This is a genomic window from Plantimonas leprariae (genome assembly GCF_008802405.1).
Taxonomy (GTDB): Bacteria; Pseudomonadota; Alphaproteobacteria; order Rhizobiales; family Rhizobiaceae; genus Plantimonas; species Plantimonas leprariae.
This window is the reverse complement of sequence record NZ_VZDO01000015.1, coordinates 37,852-58,359: the sequence shown is the minus strand read 5'-3', so window position 1 is coordinate 58,359 and position 20,508 is coordinate 37,852. Positions and strand designations below refer to the sequence as shown.

At 68.2% G+C, this 20,508-nt stretch carries 21 protein-coding genes; 11 read left to right on the top strand and 10 right to left on the bottom strand.

Annotated features, from left to right (window positions below):
• Positions 1–39: 39 nt before the first annotated feature.
• On the bottom strand, positions 40–771 hold the full coding sequence (locus tag F6X38_RS17240; protein WP_425482879.1) for a FadR/GntR family transcriptional regulator: 732 nt from the start codon (positions 769–771) through the stop codon (positions 40–42).
• Between the two features lie 101 nt (positions 772–872).
• Here F6X38_RS17240 and F6X38_RS17235 point away from each other — a divergent pair, with 101 nt between their 5' ends.
• The 5 genes from F6X38_RS17235 (at position 873) to F6X38_RS17215 (ending at position 5,995) form a co-directional block, all read left to right on the top strand.
• Positions 873–2,486: an ABC transporter substrate-binding protein gene (locus F6X38_RS17235; RefSeq protein ID WP_150971801.1), complete on the top strand. Its 1,614-nt coding sequence runs from the start codon at positions 873–875 to the stop codon at positions 2,484–2,486.
• A gap of 15 nt (positions 2,487–2,501) precedes the next feature.
• Entirely contained in the window at positions 2,502–3,530 is a 1,029-nt protein-coding gene (locus F6X38_RS17230) for an ABC transporter permease (protein WP_150971799.1), read from the top strand.
• A gap of 77 nt (positions 3,531–3,607) precedes the next feature.
• Positions 3,608–4,432, top strand: coding sequence for an ABC transporter permease (locus F6X38_RS17225; RefSeq protein WP_161992811.1), 825 nt, complete (start codon positions 3,608–3,610; stop codon positions 4,430–4,432).
• Complete coding sequence (locus F6X38_RS17220; protein ID WP_150971795.1) at positions 4,419–5,261, top strand: ABC transporter ATP-binding protein; 843 nt, start codon at positions 4,419–4,421, stop codon at positions 5,259–5,261. Before F6X38_RS17225 ends, F6X38_RS17220 begins: the two co-directional genes overlap by 14 nt.
• Positions 5,258–5,995, top strand: a complete 738-nt coding sequence (locus tag F6X38_RS17215; protein ID WP_150971793.1) for an ABC transporter ATP-binding protein — start codon at positions 5,258–5,260, stop codon at positions 5,993–5,995. Before F6X38_RS17220 ends, F6X38_RS17215 begins: the two co-directional genes overlap by 4 nt.
• An 11-nt stretch (positions 5,996–6,006) precedes the next feature.
• On the opposite strand, the gene F6X38_RS17210 is transcribed toward F6X38_RS17215, so the two are convergent.
• From F6X38_RS17210 to F6X38_RS17190, 5 genes are all read right to left on the bottom strand, one after another.
• The gene (locus tag F6X38_RS17210) at positions 6,007–6,780 is read right to left on the bottom strand and encodes an SDR family NAD(P)-dependent oxidoreductase (RefSeq protein WP_150971791.1); all 774 of its coding nucleotides are present in this window, start codon (positions 6,778–6,780) and stop codon (positions 6,007–6,009) included.
• A gap of 45 nt (positions 6,781–6,825) precedes the next feature.
• Positions 6,826–7,554: an SDR family oxidoreductase gene (locus tag F6X38_RS17205; RefSeq protein ID WP_150971789.1), complete on the bottom strand. Its 729-nt coding sequence runs from the start codon at positions 7,552–7,554 to the stop codon at positions 6,826–6,828.
• Positions 7,555–7,603: 49 nt separating this feature from the next.
• A complete protein-coding gene (locus F6X38_RS17200) occupies positions 7,604–8,587 on the bottom strand; it encodes a tagatose kinase (protein WP_202618011.1) in 984 nt (327 codons plus the stop codon).
• Positions 8,588–8,754: 167 nt separating this feature from the next.
• A complete protein-coding gene (locus tag F6X38_RS17195) occupies positions 8,755–10,017 on the bottom strand; it encodes an ROK family transcriptional regulator (RefSeq protein ID WP_150971787.1) in 1,263 nt (420 codons plus the stop codon).
• 17 nt (positions 10,018–10,034) lie between these two features.
• Positions 10,035–10,919, bottom strand: a complete 885-nt coding sequence (locus tag F6X38_RS17190) for a sugar phosphate isomerase/epimerase family protein (RefSeq protein WP_150971785.1) — start codon at positions 10,917–10,919, stop codon at positions 10,035–10,037.
• Positions 10,920–11,287: 368 nt separating this feature from the next.
• On the opposite strand from F6X38_RS17190, the gene F6X38_RS17185 reads away from it, so the two are divergent.
• The 6 genes from F6X38_RS17185 to F6X38_RS17160 all read left to right on the top strand — a co-directional run bounded on the left by F6X38_RS17185 (position 11,288) and on the right by F6X38_RS17160 (position 16,676).
• Entirely contained in the window at positions 11,288–12,721 is a 1,434-nt protein-coding gene (locus F6X38_RS17185; protein WP_150971783.1) for an extracellular solute-binding protein, read from the top strand.
• Between the two features lie 131 nt (positions 12,722–12,852).
• Positions 12,853–13,734, top strand: a complete 882-nt coding sequence (locus F6X38_RS17180) for a carbohydrate ABC transporter permease (RefSeq protein WP_150971781.1) — start codon at positions 12,853–12,855, stop codon at positions 13,732–13,734.
• Positions 13,734–14,570: a carbohydrate ABC transporter permease gene (locus tag F6X38_RS17175; RefSeq protein WP_150971779.1), complete on the top strand. Its 837-nt coding sequence runs from the start codon at positions 13,734–13,736 to the stop codon at positions 14,568–14,570. Before F6X38_RS17180 ends, F6X38_RS17175 begins: the two co-directional genes overlap by 1 nt.
• A 4-nt stretch (positions 14,571–14,574) precedes the next feature.
• Entirely contained in the window at positions 14,575–14,817 is a 243-nt protein-coding gene (locus F6X38_RS17170) for a DUF2160 family membrane protein (protein ID WP_150971777.1), read from the top strand.
• A gap of 40 nt (positions 14,818–14,857) precedes the next feature.
• Positions 14,858–15,922, top strand: coding sequence for an ABC transporter ATP-binding protein (locus tag F6X38_RS17165; protein ID WP_150971775.1), 1,065 nt, complete (start codon positions 14,858–14,860; stop codon positions 15,920–15,922).
• 28 nt (positions 15,923–15,950) lie between these two features.
• The gene (locus tag F6X38_RS17160) at positions 15,951–16,676 is read left to right on the top strand and encodes an SDR family oxidoreductase (RefSeq protein WP_150971773.1); all 726 of its coding nucleotides are present in this window, start codon (positions 15,951–15,953) and stop codon (positions 16,674–16,676) included.
• On the opposite strand, the gene F6X38_RS17155 is transcribed toward F6X38_RS17160, so the two are convergent.
• The 4 genes from F6X38_RS17155 to F6X38_RS17140 form a co-directional block, all read right to left on the bottom strand.
• Positions 16,661–17,395 (bottom strand): FadR/GntR family transcriptional regulator, encoded by a 735-nt coding sequence (locus tag F6X38_RS17155; protein WP_150971771.1) that lies wholly within the window; start codon positions 17,393–17,395, stop codon positions 16,661–16,663. The genes F6X38_RS17160 and F6X38_RS17155 overlap by 16 nt on opposite strands.
• A gap of 4 nt (positions 17,396–17,399) precedes the next feature.
• A complete protein-coding gene (locus tag F6X38_RS17150; protein ID WP_150971770.1) occupies positions 17,400–18,227 on the bottom strand; it encodes a carbohydrate ABC transporter permease in 828 nt (275 codons plus the stop codon).
• Complete coding sequence (locus tag F6X38_RS17145; RefSeq protein WP_150971768.1) at positions 18,224–19,105, bottom strand: carbohydrate ABC transporter permease; 882 nt, start codon at positions 19,103–19,105, stop codon at positions 18,224–18,226. Before F6X38_RS17145 ends, F6X38_RS17150 begins: the two co-directional genes overlap by 4 nt.
• Positions 19,106–19,187: 82 nt before the next feature.
• Complete coding sequence (locus tag F6X38_RS17140) at positions 19,188–20,471, bottom strand: ABC transporter substrate-binding protein (RefSeq protein ID WP_150971766.1); 1,284 nt, start codon at positions 20,469–20,471, stop codon at positions 19,188–19,190.
• Positions 20,472–20,508 lie beyond the last annotated feature (37 nt).

Genomic DNA, 20,508 nt, shown 5'->3' with positions numbered 1-20,508 from the left:
AAGTATGACATAGTATGAATTTTTGACGCTTGTCGAGCCTTATCGCGCCAGTTGCCGATATCGCCGCTGACTGCCGACGAGATGCTGGCGCATCGCCGCCCGTGCGGCCTCCGGCTCCTGATCGGCGATCGCGTCGAGGATGTGCTCGTGTTCGGCGAGGACGGCCAGCATGTATTGCGGATCGTTGGCGCCCGGCAGCGTCGGGAACTGGCTGCGCGGGATGGCGCGCGGCCCGAAGCGGCCGAGCACCTCGGTGAAGAAACGGTTGCTGGTGGCGGTGGCGATGGCCACGTGGAAGGCGAAATCGCTGTCCGCGGTCGGCTCCCCGGCCTCGATCCGCTCGGCCATCCGGGCGTTCGCGGTGCGGATCGCATCCTCCTCTTCAGCCGAGCGCCGATAGGCGGCGATCGCCGCGGCTTCGGTCTCGACTGCGATGCGAAACTCCAGCATTTCCAAGGTCTGCGGGATGTTGCGCGCTTCGCTCGGCGTCAGAGGGACCGACAGCGCGAAGGGCTGTTCGGCGACGAAGACGCCCTTTCCCTGCATCGGGGTCACCAGCCCGGCCGCCCGGAGTTCGGCCACCGCCTCGCGCACCACGGTTCGGCTGACGCCGAACTGCGCTTCGAGTTGGCCCTCCGTCGGCAAGCGCGCGCCGGCGACGAGCGTCCCGGCCTCGATGCGGCGGCGCAGGTCGTCCACCAGCGTCTGCGACAGGCGCGGCCGCCGTTTCGGGCCGCTGCCTCCAGCTTCTCCATCGTTCGTTCCGTCCAGCAATTCGACGCCCCTCTTGCAAAGGCACGGATTTGGCGCAAACATAATATGACGTACGAGTGTCGTCACACAACGACAGCTTACACGCTTCGGGAGGTTGCATGAAGAGCTTTCGTTCGCGCCTGGCCGCGGCCGGCATCGCAGCCGGATTCGCAGCCGCGATGCCGCTCGGTGCCGGCGCGCCCGCGCTCGCCGAAACGCCCGCCGACCAGTTGGTGATCGGCACCTCGCTGGCGCAGGTCCTGTCGCTCGATCCGCAGCAGGCGACCGAGCCGAAATCGCAGGAGGTGATCGCCAACCTCTACGACCGGCTCGTCACCGTCGATACCGCCGACGGCAACAAGATCAAGCCGCAACTCGCGGAAAGCTGGCAGGTCGACGACAAGGGCATCACCTTCCGCCTGCGCGAGGCGACGTTCGCCTCCGGCAATCCGGTGACGGCGAAGGACGTCGTCTACTCGCTCGTCCGGCTGATGAAGCTGAACCAGTCCTCCTCGGCCTACATGAAGAGCGCCGGCTACGACGCCGACAATATCGAGAAGATGGTGTCCGCCCCGGACGACCGGACCTTCCGCATCGAGATGACGGACAAGGTGGTGCCCGACGCCCTGCTCTACCGGCTGGCCTACGGCGTCGCGAGCGTGGTCGACAGCGAAGAGGTGAAGGGCAACGCCACCGGCGACGACTACGGCAACGCCTGGCTGCGCACCAACGCCGCCGGCTCCGGCCCCTATACGCTGGCGCGCTGGCGGCCGAACGACATCATCCTGATGGAGGCGAACGGCGACTACTGGGGCGGTAAGCCGGCGATGCGCCGCATCATCATGCGGCACGCGCCGGAAAGCCAGGCGGCCCGCCTGATGCTGGAGCGCGGCGACATCGACATCGCCAACGCGCTGACCGCTTCCGACGTGAAGACCTTCGAGAACAAGCCGGGCTTCCGGATCGAGGAGGTCAAGACCGGCGGCTTCTACGTTCTGTCGATGAACGCCGGCAAGGAACCCCTGTCGAAGCCGGAAGTGCGCGAGGCGATCGCCTACGGCATCGACTACAAGGGTATCGCGGATTCGATCGTCGGGCCCTACGGTCGCGCCCGCAACGTGCCGGTGCCGGAGGACTGGCAGGGCGCGATCCCGAACCCGGACTGGTCGTTCCAGCCGGAGAAGGCGAAGAAGCTCCTGGCCGACGCCGGCTATCCGGGCGGCTTCTCGCTGACGTTGAAGACCATCGCGCAGAACCCGCGCGTCGACATGGCGACGGCGATCCAAGCGAACCTTGCCCAGATCGGCATCAAGGTCTCGATCCAGCAGGGCAACGGCTCCGACATCGTCGCGGCGCACCGCGCCCGCAACTTCGATCTCCTGATCCCGCAGGCGAGCCCGCTGACGCCGACCGCGCTCGGCGCGCTCGACAACTTCACCAACAACCCGGACAACCGCCTGGAAGCCAACAACGCCGGCAACTTTGTCTGGCGCTCGGCCTGGGACATCCCGGAGCTGAACAGTCTGCGCGAAGCCGCGAACCGCGAGCGCGACGACGCGAAGCGCGCCGCGATGACGAAGGAGCTGCAGGAGAAGTTCGTCGCCTCGAAGCCGGCGGTCCTGCCGCTTTTCGAGCGCTTCGAGCCGATCGTCGTCAGTGCCCGCGTCGCAGGCTATGTCGGCGATCCGCAGCAGTTGACGCGGCTCGACAAGGTCACGAAGGCGGCCGAGTGAGCCCGGCGGCCCGTCATGCGTGAGTTCACCGGCGCGGAGCTCGCCAAGCGGATCGGCCAGCTTCTGGTCAGCCTGTTCGTGCTCCTCGTCTTCACCTTCGTGATCGGCCGAGTCCTGCCGGCCGATCCGGTGGGCGCGGTGGTGGGAGAACTCGCCGACCCCGCCGCCTACGCGGCGATGCGGGCGCGCCTCGGGCTCGACCTGCCGCTCCTGCAGCAGTTCTGGATCTACCTGACCTCGCTCCTTCACGGCGACCTCGGCACCGCGATCCTGACCGGCAACCCGGTGACGAAGGACCTCGGCGAGGCCTTCCCGGCGACGCTGGAGGTCGCGACGCTCGCGATCATCCTGTCGACGCTGATCGGCGTGCCGCTCGGCATGCTTGCCGCCTTCTTCCGCGACACCTGGATCGACCGGACGGCGCGTGTCGTCGCCCTCGTCGGCCACTCGATCCCGGTCTTCTGGTTCGGCATCGTCGGCCTCGTGATCTTCTACGCGACGCTGAACTGGGTCGGCGGCCCCGGCCGGGTCGACGTCTATCTCGAAGGCCTCGTCGAGCCGCGGACGGGCCTCCTCCTCGTCGACAGCCTGCTCGCCGGCGACACGGAGACCTTCTGGAACGCCGTCCACCACATCATCCTGCCGGCCTCGATCCTCGCCTATTCGGCGATGGCCTACATCACGCGGATGACGCGCGCCTTCACGCTGGAACAGCTCAACCAGGACTACGTCGTCGCGGCGCGGGCCAAGGGGGCCTCGAACGGGCGCATCATTCTCCGGCATCTCGCGCCGAACATCGCCGTGCAGCTCGTCACCGTCCTCGCCATCTCCTACGGCGCGCTGCTCGAAGGCGCGGTCGTCACCGAGATCGTGTTCTCCTGGCCCGGCATCGGCCAGTACATGACCAACGCGCTGATGATCGGCGACATGAACGCGATCCTCGCCGGAACCCTCGTGATCGGCGTCATCTTCATGGCTCTCAACTTCCTGTCCGACCTCGCCTACCTCGTTCTCGACCCACGCACCCGCGAGGTGCGGGCATGACCGTCGAGGACACCCTCCCCGCGCACGCGGCCGAGCCGGCGACGAGCGCGCCTCGCCTCGCCGGCAGCTTGAAGGGCATGCTCGCCAAGCTCGCCGCCGAGCCGCTCGGCCTGTTCGGCTTCGCCATCCTCGCGCTCCTCGTCGTGGTCGCGATCCTGGCGCCGCTGATCGCGCCCTACGACCCGGTCGCGCAGAATCTCGCCGGCGCGCAGCAGCCGCCGGGCTGGCAGCACTGGGCTGGCACGGACGAGTTCGGCCGCGATATCCTGTCCCGGCTGATCTACGGCACGCGGATCACCATCCAGACCGTGCTCGCCGTCTCGCTGATCGTCGGCCCGGTCGGGCTGCTGATCGGCATCGTCGCCGGCTTCGTCGGCGGCTGGACGGACGCGATCCTGATGCGCTTCACCGACATCGTCCTGTCCTTCCCGTCGCTGATCCTGGCGCTCGCCTTCGCGGCGGCGCTGGGCGCGGGGCTCGAGACCGCGATCGTTGCGATCTCGCTGACCGGCTGGCCGCCGATCGCCCGCCTGGCGCGGGCCGAGACGCTGATCGTGCGGAACGCCGACTATGTCGCGGCCGCCCGGCTCTACGGCGCGTCGCCCTGGCGGCTCCTCGTGCGCTACATCGCGCCGATGTGCGTGCCCTCCGTCGTGGTGCGGCTGACGCTGAACATGGCGGGCATCATCCTCACCGCCGCGGCGCTCGGCTTCCTCGGCCTCGGCGCGCAGCCGCCCGCCCCCGAATGGGGCGCGATGATCTCGAACGGGCGCAAGTTCATGCTGGATTCCTGGTGGATCGCGGTGATGCCGGGCGTCGCGATCCTCGTCACCAGCCTCGCCTTCAATCTCGCCGGCGACGCCATGCGCGACATCCTGGACCCCCGCCATGCCCGCGGCTGAACCGATCCTTCGCGTTCGCGACCTGACGGTGCGCTTCGGCCGGGCCGGCGTCCCGGCGGTGAGGGGAGTCGGCTTCGATCTCGGGGCCGAGCGGCTCGGCATCGTCGGGGAATCCGGCTCCGGCAAGTCGACGCTCGGCCGCGCCGTGATGCGCCTCCTTCCCGCCTCCGCGCGCGTCGAGGCCGGCACGCTCGACTTCGAGGGCGAGCCGCTGCTCGGGCAAAGCGAGCGGCGGATGCGCGGCCTTCGCGGCGGGCGCATGTCGCTGATCATGCAGGACCCGCGCTATTCGCTGAACCCGGTCGTGACCGTCGGCGCGCAGGTCGCGGAAGCAGCACGCCTGCACGGGAAGGCGAACCCGCGCGAGGCCCGCGAGCGCGCGGCCGCGATGCTGGAGCGCGTGCGCATCGCCGACGTCCGGCGCACGATGGCGCTCTACCCGCACCAGATTTCCGGGGGGATGGGCCAGCGCGTGATGATCGCGATGATGCTGCTCGCCCGCCCGCGCCTCGTCATCGCCGACGAGCCGACCTCGGCGCTCGACGTCTCGGTGCGCGGCGACGTCCTGAAGCTCCTCGACGAGCTGGTGCGCGAGCAGGAAGCCGGGCTGATCCTGATCAGCCACGACATCCGCATGGTGGCGGCCTTCTGCCAGCGGATCATCGTGATGTACGGCGGCCGGGCGGTCGAGGAGCTGACGCGGCTCGAAGACGCCCGCCACCCCTATACGCGCGGCCTCATCGCGGCGATGCCGGATCCCCGCCGGCCGGTGCGCCGGCTGCAGACGCTCGACCGGCAGGCGATCGCGGCCGCGATGGAGGACGCATGATCGAGGTCCGGGACCTCCGCGTCGCCTTCGGCACGGGCGTCGCGCGGCGGGACGTGGTGAAGGGCGTATCCTTCGCGGTGGCGAAAGGCGAGACGCTCGGCATCGTCGGCGAGTCCGGCTGCGGCAAGTCCACGGTGCTGCGCTCGCTCGCCGGGCTCGACCGGCACTGGGAGGGCGGCATCGCGTTCGACGGCCGGCCGGTCGGCCGGGAGCGCGCCCGCGACGAGCTCGCGCTGGCGCAGATGGTGTTCCAGGATCCCTACGGCTCGATCCATCCGCGCCACCGCATCGGGCGCGTCCTCGCCGAGCCGATCCGGGCGATGGGGCGTGGGCCGGGCTGGGACCGCGTCGGACCGGCGCTGACCCAGGTCGGCTTGCCGGCCGGTTTCGCCGAGCGCTTTCCGCACGAGCTCTCCGGCGGCCAGCGCCAGCGCGTCGCGATCGCGCGGGCGCTGATGCTGGAGCCGCCGATCCTCCTTCTCGACGAGCCGACCTCGGCGCTCGACGTGTCGGTGCAGGCGGAGGTGCTGAACGTCCTTGCCGACCTTCGCGACGAGCGGGAGCTCACCTGCGTACTCGTCAGTCACGACCTCGCGGTGATCGCGCACATGTGCGACCGCGCCCTCGTCATGCGGGACGGCGTCTTCGTCGACGAGCTGACCCGGGACGATCTTCGCGCCGGGCGCACCCATGCCGACTATTCGAGGACGCTCGTCGAGGCGAGCCTCCTCTAGGGGCTACCGGCTCACCAGCAGGTGAAGCCGCCGTCGACGGGCACGATCGCGCCGGTGATCAGGCTCGCGGCGTCGGAGGCGAGGAACAGGACGGCGTTCGCCACCTCCTCTGCCTGCCCCATGCGCCCCATCGGCGTATCGTTCAGCCAGATCGGGATGCGGTCGGCATTGGCCGGGTTCGCCAGCACCATCGGCGTCTCGATATAGGTCGGCGCGACGGCGTTGACGCGCACGCCGTGCGGCGCCCATTCCGCCGCCATCGAGCGCGTCATGTGGTGCACGGCCGCCTTCGAGACGTTGTAGGGCGTCTGCGGCTGCGGCCGGTTGCAGATCGTGCCGGACATCGAGCCGAGATTGACGATCGCGCCGCGTTTCGCCGCCAGCATGTGACGGCCGAAGGCGCGCGAGCACCAGAACACGCCGTTGACGTTGACGTTCATCGTCCGCAGCCAATGCGCGTCCTCGACGTCCTGCGAGGAGAAGCCGGTCTCGCCGATTCCCGCATTGTTGACGAGGATCGTCGCCGGCGTGCCGCGCGCGGCAAGCATGTCGGCGATCTCGGTCATCCGCGCCGAGGACGTGACGTCGCCGACAAGCGCCTCCGCCTCGAAGCCCTTCGCCTCCAGCGCCGCGCGCCCCGCCTCGCCGGCGTCCGCCTGCGGCTCGATCAGGACGAGGCGTGCGCCCGCCTCCGCCAGCGCCTCCGCGCTCGCGAGGCCGATGCCCCGACCGCCGCCGGTCACCACCGCCACCTGCCCGTCCACCTGAAACCGTTTCGTCGGCATATGATCCTCCCGTTCCATGTTCATTCCCGCAAGTCGCGGCAGCCCTCAGACGTCGAAGCCCGCCGGCAGGATCACGACGTCGCGGATGGTGACGTTGCGCGTGCGCGTCAGCATGAACAGCACCGCCTCGGCCACCTCCTTCGCGTCCATCAGGTTGCCGGCGGCGATCGCCCGGTCGAGGTTTTCCTTCGGCCAGTCCTGCACGAGCGCGGTCATCACCGGGCCGGGCGACACCATGCCGACGCGGACGCCGTGCTTGGCGAACTGGCGGCGAGTGGCGTGGACGAAGGCGTAGACCGCGTTCTTCGAGGCCGTGTAGATCGGCTCCCAGTGGATCGGCTCGTGTCCGGCGACCGAGCTGGTGACGACGACGTCGCCGGTGCGGCGCTCGACCATGTGCGGCAGGACGGCGTGGACGGTGCGGAACACGGCGTTGACGTTGAGCTGGAGCATCCGGTCCCAGTCGTCCGGATGGCTGTCGAGGAGGTCGCCGCCGATATAGGAGCCGGCATTGGCGTGGAAGACGTCGAGCTGCCCGGCCTTCTCCAGGATCTGCGGCATCATCGTCGCGACGCTCGCCGGGTCGAGGAGGTCGACCACGACCGGAATGGCGTTCTGCCCGAGTTCGGCACGCAGCTTCTCGAGTTCACCCGCGGCGCGGTCCACCAGGACGACGCGCGCGCCGGCTTCCAGGCATTCCCTGGCGCAGGCGAGGCCGATGCCGGACGCCGCGCCGGTGATCGCCACGACCTTGCCCGAAAGTTTGCCGCTCATGGAGTCCTCCCGTTTCGAATGATCACGTCCCGCCCCGGCTCGGCCGGACTCAGGCGACGCGCGGCGTTCGCGCGATGAAGTCGTCCAGTTCGGAGCGGGTGCCCGTGCCTTCCATCGGGCCCAGCACCGAGACGTTCCGTGCCCCGGCGGCGTTGGCGTATTCGAGCGCTTGCGCCGGCTGGAGGCCGAGGCGGCGACAGGCGACGTAGGCGCCGCCGAAGCAGTCGCCGGCCCCGGTCGGATCGACCTCCTCCACCGCGAAGGCGGGCGCGTCGAAGCGCCCGCCGCCGGCCTGGAAGACGCTGGAGCCCTCTGCGCCGCGCTTCAGCACGATCTCGGCGACGCCGCGCCGGAACAGCGCCGCGACGGCCTCCGCCTCGCGGTCGACGCCGGCCGCGACGAACAGCTCGTCGCCGGAGGGGAGAAGCAAGTCGGCGCTGTCGATCAGTTGCGCGAAGCGCGCCGCCGTCTGCCCCTGCGCGAGGAGTTCCTTGCGCAGGTTCGGATCGAACGAGACGCTGCCGCCCCGCGCCCGCACCGCCCTTAAGGCCTCTTCGGTGATCTCCCACGCGCCCGGAATGGCGAAGGCCGTGCCCATCACGTGCAAGTGGCCGGCCCGGGCGAAGAGCGCCTCGGCCGCCGGGGTCGCCGCGATCAGCGCCGCCGCCGACTTCGCGATGTTGTAGACGAAGTCTCGCGATCCATCCGTGCGATAGCGCACGAAGGCGCTGCCGGTCGGATAGTCCGGGCTGACTGCGACGGCGGATACGTCCGCGCCGGCCGCACGCAGCCGCTCGACGTTGAGACGGCCGAAATCGTCGTCGCCGACGCATGCGACCATCCCGACCGAACCGCCGATCCGCGCGCACTGGTCGACGAAGATCGCCGGCGCGCCGCTCGGGAACGGGCCGACGAGCCCGATCGGCTGGCGGAAGCCCTCGCCCCGCGTCGTCGCCATGATCTCGACGAGGATCTCGCCGATCACCACGGTCGGGCCGAGCGCATCCGGCGCGATAGGTGGCCGCTCAGTCACGGCCCGCCTCCCCGGCAACGGCAAGCATATCCATTCCCGCTCGTCCTCCCTCGCCGGTTCGCGATCCCGCCGCGGCGCCTCTTCCGCCGCATGCGACGTGCGGCCGGCGACGAATCGCCCACGGTCCCGGGCGGAAGCTAACCGCCATTGTATGGACCGACAACATATTACGCGGCCGAAGCAGGATAGGGCTGGTCTCGGCCCCCGCCCACCCCTGCCGATCCTTCGTCATCCTCGTCGGCGCCTCCTTCCGCAAAGCGCTGGCTTTCGAGCGAGAAGTAGCGGCGGTGCATCATGCAGGCCGCGCCGAAGGCGGCGCCGGACGCGGCATCCTCGTTGACGGTGATCCGCGGCGTCGGGAAGGTCGAGGCCTGGAACTCCTGCATATGCGCCGTGACCCGCGCCGCGACCAGCGGATAGAGCGCCGCGACGGAGCCGCCGAGCACGACCCGGTCCGGATCGACGACGCGGCAGGTCTGCGCGAGACCGAAGGCGAGCGCCCGCGCCCAGCTTTCCGCGATGGCGACGGCGCTCGGCACGCGGTCGCGGACGTCCGCGACGAAATCGCCGAAGCGCCCCGAGCCGCCGCCCTCGCGACAGGCGCGCACGATGGCCTCCAGGCCGATCGCCTGTTCGAGCGAGCGCCACGATCCATCGCCGATGTTCAGATGACCGATCTCGCCCGCTAGTCCGTGCGCGCCGCGCAGGAGGGTCCCGTCGACGATGATGCCGCCGCCGACGCCGCTTTCGAGCACGATGAACAGGGTGACGCCCGTTTCGCTGGACGGACGGCCGTAGCCGGCGCCGATGGCGAAGGCGTTGGCGTCGTTCTCGGCGAGCACCGGCACCCGGATCGGCAGCGCCTGCCGGACGATCTCGGCCGGGTAGAGTTCGCGCCAGCCGAGCAGCGGCGCGACGGTGACGAAGCCGTGCCGGTTCATCTGCGCCGGAACCGAGACGCCGACGCCCTCGCAGCGGTGCCAGCGCTCCTCCGGTATGGCCTGGAACGCCTGGCGCACGGCACGCTCCACCGCCGCCTCGACGCCGATCGACGGGCCGTCCAGCGGCTCGACGCTGGTCGAGACCGCGACCGCCGCGAGGTCGAGTTCCACCACGCTGATATGCTCGACGCCGATCTCGACGCCGAGAAAGAAGCTCGCTTCCGGGACGAGCTGCAAGAGGATGCCCGGTCGCCCGGCGCGCAGCCGCCCCGGCCGCTCCGGCGACGCGTCGGCGGCGACTTCGCGCACGAGGCCGTCGGCGGTGAGGCCCGCGATGATATGGCCGGACGAGGAGCGGTTGAGCCGCAGCTTGCGGGCAAGCTCGGCGCGGCTGAGCGATCCGAACTGCAGCAGCGCCCGGAGCGCCGCCACCTCGTTCGACTGCCGCACCCGCCGTGGGGAACTCGCGATCGACGCGAGGTCGCTCATGCCGACGCTCCGAAGACTTAAGGCCGCGCGACGGTCGCCTGGCGACGCGCGGCTTCGTCCCGCTTCAGCTCGATGAACGCCTTGGCGTGGCGGGCCAGCGGCAGGCTGTCCGTCCAGGTGTCGCGCCAGATGGCGCAGGCGAGCGACAGCGATTCGTCCACCACCGCGCCGGAGAAGGACTCGAAGGTGATGTCGCGGCGGTAGTCGATGTCGAGCAGCGCATCGAAGATCGCGTCGAAGCCGATCGTGCCGTCGCCGAGATAGCCGCGATTGCTCTCGCCGATATGGAAATAGCCGATCCTGTCGCCGGCGAGCCGGATAGCGGCGGCCGGGTTCGCCTCCTCGATGTTCATGTGGAACGTGTCGAGATGGAGCCGCACCGCATCCGATCCTGTCGCCTCGATGAAGGCGAGCCCTTGCGCGGTGGTGTTCAGGAGATTGGTCTCGAACCGGTTCACCACCTCCAGAACGAGGTCGATCCCGGCGGCCTTCGCGAGTTCGGCTGTCTTGGCGATCGCCTGGACGCTGTTGCGCCGCCCGCCTTCGGTCGGCAGCGCGGCGTACTTGCCGTGGGCGGAATAGAGGATGCCGCCGAGCGTCACGCCGCCGATGTCGCGCACGGCCTTCACCACGCCGGCGAGCAGGTCCTCGCCGCGCTTCACCGCGGCCGCGTCCTCGCTGGAGACGTCGGCATCGGGCGTCAAGCCCATCGTCACCGCGATGTCGAGGTCGAGCGACTTCGCGCGCCGGGCGAGGCTGTCCAGATCGAACTTGTCGGGGCGGAGATAGGCGAGTTCGATCAGCTTGAAGCCGCACTCGGCCGAGCTTTCCATCGCCCGTTCGAGTTCGCCTTGCGTGCTGCCGCCCGTCCAGACGAACGAATGAATGCCGAGCCGGCGCATGATGCGGACCCCCCGATTCTCGTTATTGTTGGTTGCGCCAACAAAGGTCCTCGAACCGTTCGGCTGTCAAGTGGAGATGCCACTGAAGAACGCGCGCGCCGCGGAGACCGTGGGTTCGATCGGTTGAAGGTGTCCGACATCCCGCCGCGAACTATCCCGCGCCGCACAATTTGAGTGGTCGAGCAACAAATGTTGTTTCCATTCTCAATCCGGGTTACACGAATCGCACGAGGCCTGCCGTCGCTCGACGGGCAGCGCCGTTCCGGGCTCCTTGGAGGAGGAGCTTTCGCCGCCGCGTGCCGGCGGTGAAACCGGTGAAGGATCATGGCCCGCTCCGGCAGGATCGGGGGATCAGGGGAGGAAAGAGCATGAGACGAGCGATTGGGTTGAGTCTGGCTGCCCTCGTGGTGGGCCTCATGGCGAGCGCCGCGCCGGCGCGGGCCGACTTCTGGTCGGACGCGGGCGCGAAATACAAGGGCGTGACCCTGCACGGCGTGACGGAGAGCACGCCGCCGTCCAACTACATCAAGGACGTGCTGGCGCCGGAGTTCGAGAAGAAGACCGGCATCAAGGTCGAGATCGAGACCACGTCCTGGGACCAGATGTACGACAAGGCCATCAAGGACATGGAGGCCAAGACCGGCATCTACGACATGGTCTATATCGAGCAAGACATCATCTACGCCTATCTCGCCCGCAACTTCCTGGTCGACGTCACCAAGTCGCTGAAGGACGATGCGTCGCTGAAGGCCCCGGATTTCGACGAGTCGCATTTCACGACCTTCGCCAACTACTTCAAGAACAAGGACGGCGACCTCTTCGGCGTGCCAATGGAGGCCTTCATCAAGGTCTACCTCTATCGGAAAGACCTGTTCGACGACGCGGCGGCGAAGGAAGCGTTCAAGAAGGAAACCGGCAAGGATCTCGCCCCGGCGAAGACCCACGAGGACTACACGCAGATCGCGGAGTTCTTCACCAAGTGGGGTAAGGACCACGGCGGCGACCTCTGGGGCACGACGGCGCAGGCCCATACCGGCCACCCGGCCTCCTGGTACGAGTTCTTCGAGTCCGTCGCGCCGACCTTCGGCGTCTACAACTGGGGCATCGACGCCAACAACAACTACGCTGCTTCCGTCGCGAACGGCGGCCAGATGAACTCGGACAAGGCCAAGGCCGCGCTGAAATACTGGCTGCACCTGCGCGACATCGCGCCGCCGGAATCCGCGTCCTCGACCTGGACGGAGGTCGCGACCACCTTCGCCGCCGGCCGCGCCGCACAAGGCCTCGTCTATGGCGAGAACGCCGCCTGGATCGCCTCCGACCCCTCGAAGTCGAAAGTGGTCGGCAAGGTGGGCGTCGCACTGCCGCCGGTGGAACCCGGCGTGATGGAGGATGCCGAAAACGGCAAGGGTTACATCGGCTACTACGACGGCGGTGCCTTCGGCCTGCCCGTCACCTCCAAGAACAAGGAGGCCGCGCTGCTCTTCCTGCAGTATATCGGGCAGGATTCGGTGCAGAGCGGCTGGGCCGTCGCGGCGCCCCGCATCACCAATACCGCGACCTACGACGATCCCGGCGTCAAGAAGATGGATCAGGAACTCGGCGGCTACTACACCATGCTGAAGGACGACGGGAAGCTGTTCGCCGGCGCCCCGCCCTACCCGTTCCACGCCCAGGTGCGCGAGGCAACCGCCCCGATCTTCTACCAGATCCTCACCGGCGAGGTCGCGCCGGACGAGGGGCTCGACAAGATGGCAGCCGCGGCGGAAGACGAACTGACCAACCTCGGCTACCGCCAGTAACGTCGGCGCCCGGCCGGATCGCCCGCGTCGCGGGCGGTCCGGACCGCCGTTCGCGGGGAAGGCGTCAGGCTCGTCCCGCGAACGCCCGCGGCTTCCAGGCCGCGACCGAAGTCTCGTCGAGGGCGGTTCACATGCGTTCCAACAAGGTGGGGTGGCTGCTGCTCGCCCCGACGATCCTGATCCTCGGCGTCTTCGGCATCCTGCCGTTCCTCTACGTGCTCTACGTCTCGTTCCACCAGTGGAACCCGTTCGGCGCGAGTCCGGACATGATGTTCCGCGGGGCGCGGAACTTCCGCCGTCTCGTCTTCGACGGGGAGTTCCTGAATTCGATCCGGTACACGCTGGAGTTCGCGCTCTTCGCCGTGTTCAGCGAGGTGGTGCTCGGCTATTTCCTGGCGCAGCTCTTCATGCGCGAGTTCCCGGGCAAGGGCTTCTTCCGCACCATCCACACGCTGCCGCTGATCGTGGCGCCCATCGTCGTCGGCTCGGTCTGGCGGCTGATGACGACGCCCTCGATCGGCATCATCCCCTATTACCTGAACAACTGGTTCGGCTACGACATGAACATCGGCCGCGACCCGAACGCGGCCTTCCTGCTCACCGTCGTCATGGACGTCTGGCACTGGACGCCGCTCGTGACGCTGACGCTGCTCGCCGCCCTCGTCTCGCTGCCGAAGGAGCCGTTCGAGCAGGCCGAGATCGACGGCGCGAGCCGCTGGCAAATCTTCTGGCACATCACGCTGCCGATGATCCGTCCGGCGATCCTTGCCACCGTCTTCATCCGCATGATGGACGCGCTGCGCACCGTCGACGAGGTCTGGATGCTGACCGGCGGCGGCCCGGGCGCCGCCACCCGCTATGTCGGCCTCCATATCTGGAAAGTGGTCTTCCCGAAGACCGACTACGGCTACGGCTCGGCGATCTCGATCATCGTCCTCTACCTGACCCTCGTGATGTGCTGGGCGCTCTATGTCGGGCTCGTCGCCCCGCGGGCCCGAAAGGGAGAAGCGTGATGCGCCGCGACCGTCCGCTCCTCGCGATCGGCCTGTGGATCCTCCTCAGCCTCGCGACCCTCTTTCCGATCTACTGGCTGTTCGTCGTCTCGGTGAAACCGGCCGTCGACCTCTTCACGACGCCGAGCCTGTTCCTCGACACCGTCTACTGGGACAACTACGCCAAGGTGCTGACCAACGAGACGCTGCGGCGCTACATGATGAACTCGATCATCATCTCGACCGGCAACGCCGTCCTGGTGACGACCCTCGCCTTCATGGCCTGCTACGCCCTCTCCCGCTACGATCTCGGCGGCAAGGAGAACATCTTCTTCTGGACGATCACCAACCGCATGGCCCCGGCCGCGGTGTTCCTGCTGCCGTTCTTCCTCCTGTTCACGCAGGTCTTCACGATCGGCGAGTGGAAGCTCTACGACACGCGGATCGGCATGATCCTGCTCTATTGCACCTTCAACCTGCCCTTCGCGATCTGGACGCTCCGGCCGACCATCGAGGGCATTCCGAAGGAGCTCGACGAGGCGGCGACGGTGGACGGCTCCTCGACCTGGCAGGTCATCGCGGAAGTGATCTTCCCCCTGGCGCGGCCGGGCCTCGCCGTCACGCTGATCCTCACCTGGGTCTTCGCCTGGAACGAGTTCCTGCTCGCCGCGACGCTGACAAGCTTCAACGCCCGCACCATCACCACGGGTCTCTCCGAATACGTCACCACGACCGGCACCGAATGGGGCACGATGGCCTCGATCGCCATCATCACCCTCATCCCGGCGCTCGTGATCTTCGCCGTGGTGCAGCGGCACATCGTGGCCGGCCTCACCTTCGGCGCGGTCAAGGAGTAGCGCGATGGCGGACCAGCTCGTCGATCTCGACGCCGCCGACGAGGAGGCCCGCCTCGTCGAGGCGCGGCCCGTCCGGCAGGGCTTCCTGCCGATCGTCACGAACTGGTTCGATCGCCTGTTCATCGGCATCTACCTGTTCGTCGCGATCGAGCTTCTCTGGATGCGCTTCCTGGAGAAGGCGATCCCGCTCACCGGCGCGCACCTGCTCTCGCTGCTCCTTCTCGTGCTGATCGTCTGGAAGGGGTAGCGAGCGATGGGCGGAACTGCCGCAGGAGGAGAGAACCGCGATGGCTGAGGTCAGCGTCAGGAACGTCGTCAAGGCCTATGGCGGCGCACAGGTCATCCACGGCGTCGACATCGACATCCGCGACGGCGAGTTCGTCGTGCTGGTCGGCCCGTCCGGCTGCGGGAAGTCGACGCTGCTCCGGATGATCGCCGGGCTGGAGGCGATCTCCGGCGGCAAGATCGAGATCGGCGGGCGCGTCGTCAACGACGTGCCGCCGAAGGAACGCGACATCGCGATGGTGTTCCAGTCCTACGCGCTCTACCCGCATAAGACGGTGCGCGACAACATGGGTTTCTCGCTGAAGATCAAGGGGCGGCCGAAAGCGGAGATCGACGAGAAGGTCGGCCGGGCCGCCGAGATCCTCGACTTGAAGAAGCTGCTCGACCGCTTCCCGAAGCAGCTTTCCGGCGGCCAGCGCCAGCGCGTCGCGATGGGCCGCGCCATCGTGCGGGAACCGAAGGTCTTCCTGTTCGACGAGCCCTTGTCGAACCTCGACGCGAAGCTGCGCGTCGCCATGCGGGTCGAGATCAAGGAACTGCACCAGCGGCTGAAGACGACGATCGTCTACGTCACGCACGATCAGATCGAGGCGATGACCATGGCCGACAAGATCGTCGTGATGAAGGACGGCCGGGTCGAGCAGATCGGCGCGCCGCTCGACCTCTACGACAATCCGGCCAACACCTTCGTCGCCGGCTTCATCGGCTCGCCGGCGATGAACTTCATCAAGGGGCGGATCGAGGCGGCGGACGGCCGGCGGAGCTTCGTCTCCTCCAGCGGCGCGCGGCTTCCCGTGGGCGACGCCAGCGTCAGCGAGAACGGCCAGCCGGTGATCTACGGCATCCGGCCGGAGCACATCGACATCGGCGACGGCGGCGTGCCGGTGCGCGTCTCGGTGCTGGAGCCGACCGGCTCGGAAACGCAGGTCTTCGCCAAGCTCGGCGACGACACGATCGACGCGGTGGTGAAGGACCGCCTCGCGGTCCGGCCGGGCGAGGAAGTGCTGTTCCGCATCGATCCGCGCCGCGCCCACATCTTCGACGGCAAGAGCGCGGCGCGGCTCTAGAGGCGGTGCACGAGAAAAGGGAACGAGCATGGATTTCACGGGCAAGCGGGTCGTGGTCACCGGCGCCGGCAAGGGCATCGGCCGCGCGACGGCGCTGATGCTGGCGAAGCGCGGCGCAACGGTGGTCGCGCTGACGCGCTCGCAAGCCGACCTCGATACGCTGAAGGCGGAAGCCGGCTGCGAGGGGATCGCGGTCGACCTCGCCGACGCGGAGGCGACGCGCGAGGCCGCGCGCCGGGCGCTCCCTGCCGACCTTCTCGTCAACTGCGCCGGCACGACCGAACTCCAGTCCTTCCTCGACGTGACGGTCGAGGCCTTCGACCTCCTCCACGCCGTCAACACCAGGGCTCCGATGATCGTCGCGCAGGAATACGCGCGCGAGACGCTGGGACGAGGCGCGAAGGGCGCGATCGTCAACGTCTCGAGCGTCGCCGCCTTTGTCGGCATTCCGGACCATGCGGCCTACTGCGCCTCGAAGGCCGGGCTCGACGGCCTGACCCGCGTGATGGCGAAGGAGCTTGCGCCGAAGGGCATCCGCGTCAACGGCGTCCATCCGACCGTGACGCTGACGCCGATGGCGGTGAAGGCCTGGAGCGATCCGGTGAAGGCGGCCGGCATGATGGGCCGCATCCCGGTCGGCCGCTTCGCCGACCCGGACGACGTCGCGGAGGTGATCCTGTTCCTCCTCAGCGACGAGGCGGCGATGGTGAACGGCCTTTCGATGCCGATCGATGGCGGCTACATGATCGCCTGAGCGACCCCCGCCGCCGGCGCGGCGGCGAAGGCGGCCTCGATGTCGGCCTGCGCCGCGTCGACCAGCGCCGCCATCCGCGCCCGTGCTTCCGCGCCGTCGCCCGCCGCGATCGCATCGAACACGCCGCGATGCTCCGGCACCGGATCGCGCGGCGCGAGGGCGAAGCGGGCCTTGAACAGCGTCGTCCAGCGCACCGCCGCGCCGATGCCGTCGCCGAGATTGGCGAGGATCTCGTTGCCGGTCGCCCGGAGGATCGCGTCGTGGAAGGTCCGGTCGGCCTGTCGGCCGCGCTCGTCGGCGAAGGTGAAACGCTCCATCGCATCGACGGCGGCCTTCAGCCGGGCTAGATCCTGAGCCCCGCGCCGTTCGGCTGCGAGCGCGGCGGCGCTCGGCTCGACGATCTGCCGGAGTTCGAACAGGGCGCGGATGAACGCGATGTCCGGCTCCGCGGTCTCGAAGAACCAGCCGAGCACGTCCGGGTCGAGCAGCCGCCAGCGGCTGCGGGGCGTCACCCGCGTGCCGGTCTTGGTACGGCTTTCGACGAGGCCCTTGGCGGCGAGCACGCGCAACGCTTCGCGATAGGCGCCGCGCGACACGGCGAGCTTGTTGCTCGCCTCGATCTCGCCGTCGAGCAGCGTGCCCGGCGAGAGGCGGCCGGTGACGATCGCGGTGCCGAGCCGGTGCGCGACGCCGCCGCTGATCCGCCGCCCTTCGCCCAAACCCTCAGCCCTTGATGCCGGAGCTCAGCATCACGGCGTCGGTGACGCGGCGCTGGAACAGGAGATAGGCGGCGACCACCGGCAGCGCGCCGAGGAGCGCCACGGCCATCAGCCGCGCATACTGCACGCCGAAGGCGTCGTGGACCTGCGTGATGCCGACGGGGATCGTCATCACCTCGTCGGAGGTCGTGACGAGGAATGGCCAGAGGAAGCTGTTCCACGCCTGAATGAAGGTGATGATCGCCAGCGCCACCGCGATGCCCTTGTTCAAGGGCAGGTAGAGGCGGAACAGCAGCGTGTACTCGCCGCCGCCGTCCAGCACCACGGCCTCGCGCATCTCCTTCGGCACGGCGTCGAAGAACTGCTTGAACACGATCACCACGACCGGAACGATGAGCTGGCCGAGGATGACGCCGGCCCAGGTGTTGATGAAGCCGAGATCGTTCATCAGGATGAACTGCGACACCACCACGGCCTGGATCGGCACCATGAACGAGACGAGGATCGCGCCGTAGAGCAGGCGGCGGCCGGGAAAGCGGAGTTGCGACAGCGCATAGGCGCACATCATGCCGAAGGTGATGACGATCACCGTGATCGCGAGCGCCGTCACGATCGAGTTCACGTACCAAGTCAGGATCTTGGTGTTCAGGAAGGCGCTGACATAGGCGGCCGGGTTGAACTCCGTAAGGAACAGGCCCGAATTGCCGACGACGTTGTGCTCCGAGCGGAACGAGGTGATCAGCGCCCAGTAGAGCGGAAAGAACCAGATCGCCGCCGCGATCACCGTGATCGCGGTGAGGAGGATGCGTTCGCGGCGCGAGGCGATGTTCATCGGCGGCCTCCCAGACGCAGAAGCTGGAACTGGAAGACCGAGGCGACCGCGATCACGAGGACGAGCACGACCGAGATCGCGGCGGCGTAACCGATATGGTTGAGCTGGAAGGCCTCGCGGTAGATCAGGAGGATCAGCACGTAGGAGGAGTTGAACGGCCCGCCCTTGGTGAGAAGGAAGACCTGGTCGAAGAGCTTGAGCTGCAGGATGAGCTGCAGGGTCAGGACGAGCGCCGTCACCGGCCAGAGCAGCGGCCAGGTCACGCGCCGGAAGCGCTGCCAGGACGAGGCCCCGTCGAGCGCGGCGGACTCGTAGAGCTCCTTCGGAATGTTGCGGAGGCCCGCGATGAGGAGGAGCACGTTAAAGCCGTTGGTCCACCAGATCGTGACGACGGCCACCGTCGGGAGCGCCCAGTACGGGTTCTTGAACACCGCCACCGATTTACCGGTGAAGAAGGCGATCACCGGCTGGAGGATGCCGAACTGGAAGTCGAGCATCCAGGCCCAGATTTCGGTGACGACCGAGACCGGTAGGACGTAGGGGAGGAAGAACACGACGAGCACGGCGCTCTGCACCCAGCCCGACAGGCGGCTGACCATCAACGCGATACCGAGCGCGATCAGCGTCGTCGGGATCACCGTCAGCAGGATGAAGTAGCCGTTGTTCCAAAGCGCGGTGAAGAACAGCTTGTCGGCGAAGAGGCGGCGGTAGTTGTCGAGCCCGGCGAAGGTCCGCTCGCCGACCATCGCGGCGTTCTGGAACGACAGCTCGACCACGGACGCCGCCGGGTAGAGGAAGAACACCACGAAGCAGGCGAGGAACGGCAGGACGAGGCTGTAGGCGATCAGCGTCTGCCTTCGCCGCGAGAAGGTTCGCATGGGCGGGAACTCGGCAACGTTCGTCGGGGCGGCGGCGAGACCGGCCGCCCCGCGGAGGGGGCGGCCGGGAAGCGTCGAAGGCTCAGTTCGCGGCGAGCTGGCCGAGCGACTCCTGCATCTGCGTCACCGCCTCTTCCGGCGTCATGAAGCCGTTGATCGCCGGCGACATGATGTTCAGCGCCGCGTCGTAGATCGGGCCGCCGACCCCGGCGATGTTGGAGCGCGGATCGTAGACCGCGGTTTCGGCCAGCACCGAATAGGTGGCGTTCGGCTCCATCTTCTTGAACTCGTCGCTGTCGGCGACCGGCTTGTAGGCCGGGATGTGGCCGGCGTTCGCCCAGCGGATCGAGTGCTTATTCATCCAGCCGATGACGGTCATCACGGCTTTCCGCTTCTCGCCGGTGATCGAGCCCTGCGGGCTCTGCGGGATGGCGAAGGAGTGCGAGTCGGCCCAGGTCGCCTGTTGCCCCATCCAGGCCGGAACCTGGATCGCGCCCCATTCGAAGCCGAGCTGCTTCTTCTCGGCGAGATCGGTATAGGTCGGCACTTCCCAGACGCCGTTAAGCTGGAAGGCGGACTTGCCCGAGCTGAACAGCGCGACGGAGGCCTCGTACTCGGCCTGCTGCGGGGCGAAGCCCTTCGACACCCAGTCGGTCATCACGGCAAGCGCCTTCTGCGCCTTCGCGGCGTTGTCGCCGTCGAGCACCTTGTTGCCGTCCATGAACTTGCCGCCCTGCTGCGCGAGCAGCGTGTAGAACACGCGCCAGGTGCCGCCCTCGCCGCCGGTCTGGAACGAGACCGGGGTCTCGACGCCCTGCTCCTTCAATTTGGCGAGCGCGGCGTTGAACTCGTCGATCGTGCCGATGCCCTGCGGCTTGCCGTCGGGCCCGAGCAGGCCCGCCTTCGAGAGGAGGTCCTTGTTGTAGTAGAGGACGAGCGCGTGGACGTCGAAGGGCACGGCCTTCAGCTTGCCGCCCTCGGTCGCCGATTCCAGCGCGCGGGGGAAGTAATCGCTCTTGGAGAGGCCGGCATTCGCCAGGTCCTCGTCCGTGATGTCGGACAGGACGCCCTCCTTCACCGCGAGCGGCACGCGCGACAGGTGGAAGGTCATCACGTCCGGCTGCTGGCCGACCGCGGCGGAGGTGCGCACCTTCGTGTAGAAGGGCTCGCCCCATTCCGAGGTCGTCGCGTTGATGTGGATGTCCGGGTGCTCCTTGTTGAAGTCGGCGATCAGCGCCTTCATGCGCACGCCGTCGCCGCCCGACAGGAAGTCCCACCAGGTGATCTCGGTCGCGGCGAAGCTCGCGGTCGCGGCCCCGACGAGAAGCCCGGACGCGACGGCCAGGGTCTTCAGAATGTGTTTCATGTCGATCCTCCCATGACAGGCGGGCGATGCGCCCGTT

Coding starts and splice junctions, on each gene's coding strand:
- F6X38_RS17160 (WP_150971773.1), top strand. CDS start 15,951: ATGGATTTCACGGGCAAGCGGGTCGTGGTCACCGGCGCCGGCAAGGGC.
- F6X38_RS17230 (WP_150971799.1), top strand. CDS start 2,502: ATGCGTGAGTTCACCGGCGCGGAGCTCGCCAAGCGGATCGGCCAGCTT.
- F6X38_RS17180 (WP_150971781.1), top strand. CDS start 12,853: ATGCGTTCCAACAAGGTGGGGTGGCTGCTGCTCGCCCCGACGATCCTG.
- F6X38_RS17215 (WP_150971793.1), top strand. CDS start 5,258: ATGATCGAGGTCCGGGACCTCCGCGTCGCCTTCGGCACGGGCGTCGCG.
- F6X38_RS17150 (WP_150971770.1), bottom strand. CDS start 18,227: ATGAACATCGCCTCGCGCCGCGAACGCATCCTCCTCACCGCGATCACG.
- F6X38_RS17145 (WP_150971768.1), bottom strand. CDS start 19,105: ATGCGAACCTTCTCGCGGCGAAGGCAGACGCTGATCGCCTACAGCCTC.
- F6X38_RS17190 (WP_150971785.1), bottom strand. CDS start 10,919: ATGCGCCGGCTCGGCATTCATTCGTTCGTCTGGACGGGCGGCAGCACG.
- F6X38_RS17235 (WP_150971801.1), top strand. CDS start 873: ATGAAGAGCTTTCGTTCGCGCCTGGCCGCGGCCGGCATCGCAGCCGGA.
- F6X38_RS17165 (WP_150971775.1), top strand. CDS start 14,858: ATGGCTGAGGTCAGCGTCAGGAACGTCGTCAAGGCCTATGGCGGCGCA.
- F6X38_RS17140 (WP_150971766.1), bottom strand. CDS start 20,471: ATGAAACACATTCTGAAGACCCTGGCCGTCGCGTCCGGGCTTCTCGTC.
- F6X38_RS17220 (WP_150971795.1), top strand. CDS start 4,419: ATGCCCGCGGCTGAACCGATCCTTCGCGTTCGCGACCTGACGGTGCGC.
- F6X38_RS17185 (WP_150971783.1), top strand. CDS start 11,288: ATGAGACGAGCGATTGGGTTGAGTCTGGCTGCCCTCGTGGTGGGCCTC.
- F6X38_RS17225 (WP_161992811.1), top strand. CDS start 3,608: ATGCTCGCCAAGCTCGCCGCCGAGCCGCTCGGCCTGTTCGGCTTCGCC.
- F6X38_RS17210 (WP_150971791.1), bottom strand. CDS start 6,780: ATGCCGACGAAACGGTTTCAGGTGGACGGGCAGGTGGCGGTGGTGACC.
- F6X38_RS17170 (WP_150971777.1), top strand. CDS start 14,575: ATGGCGGACCAGCTCGTCGATCTCGACGCCGCCGACGAGGAGGCCCGC.
- F6X38_RS17175 (WP_150971779.1), top strand. CDS start 13,734: ATGCGCCGCGACCGTCCGCTCCTCGCGATCGGCCTGTGGATCCTCCTC.
- F6X38_RS17205 (WP_150971789.1), bottom strand. CDS start 7,554: ATGAGCGGCAAACTTTCGGGCAAGGTCGTGGCGATCACCGGCGCGGCG.
- F6X38_RS17195 (WP_150971787.1), bottom strand. CDS start 10,017: ATGAGCGACCTCGCGTCGATCGCGAGTTCCCCACGGCGGGTGCGGCAG.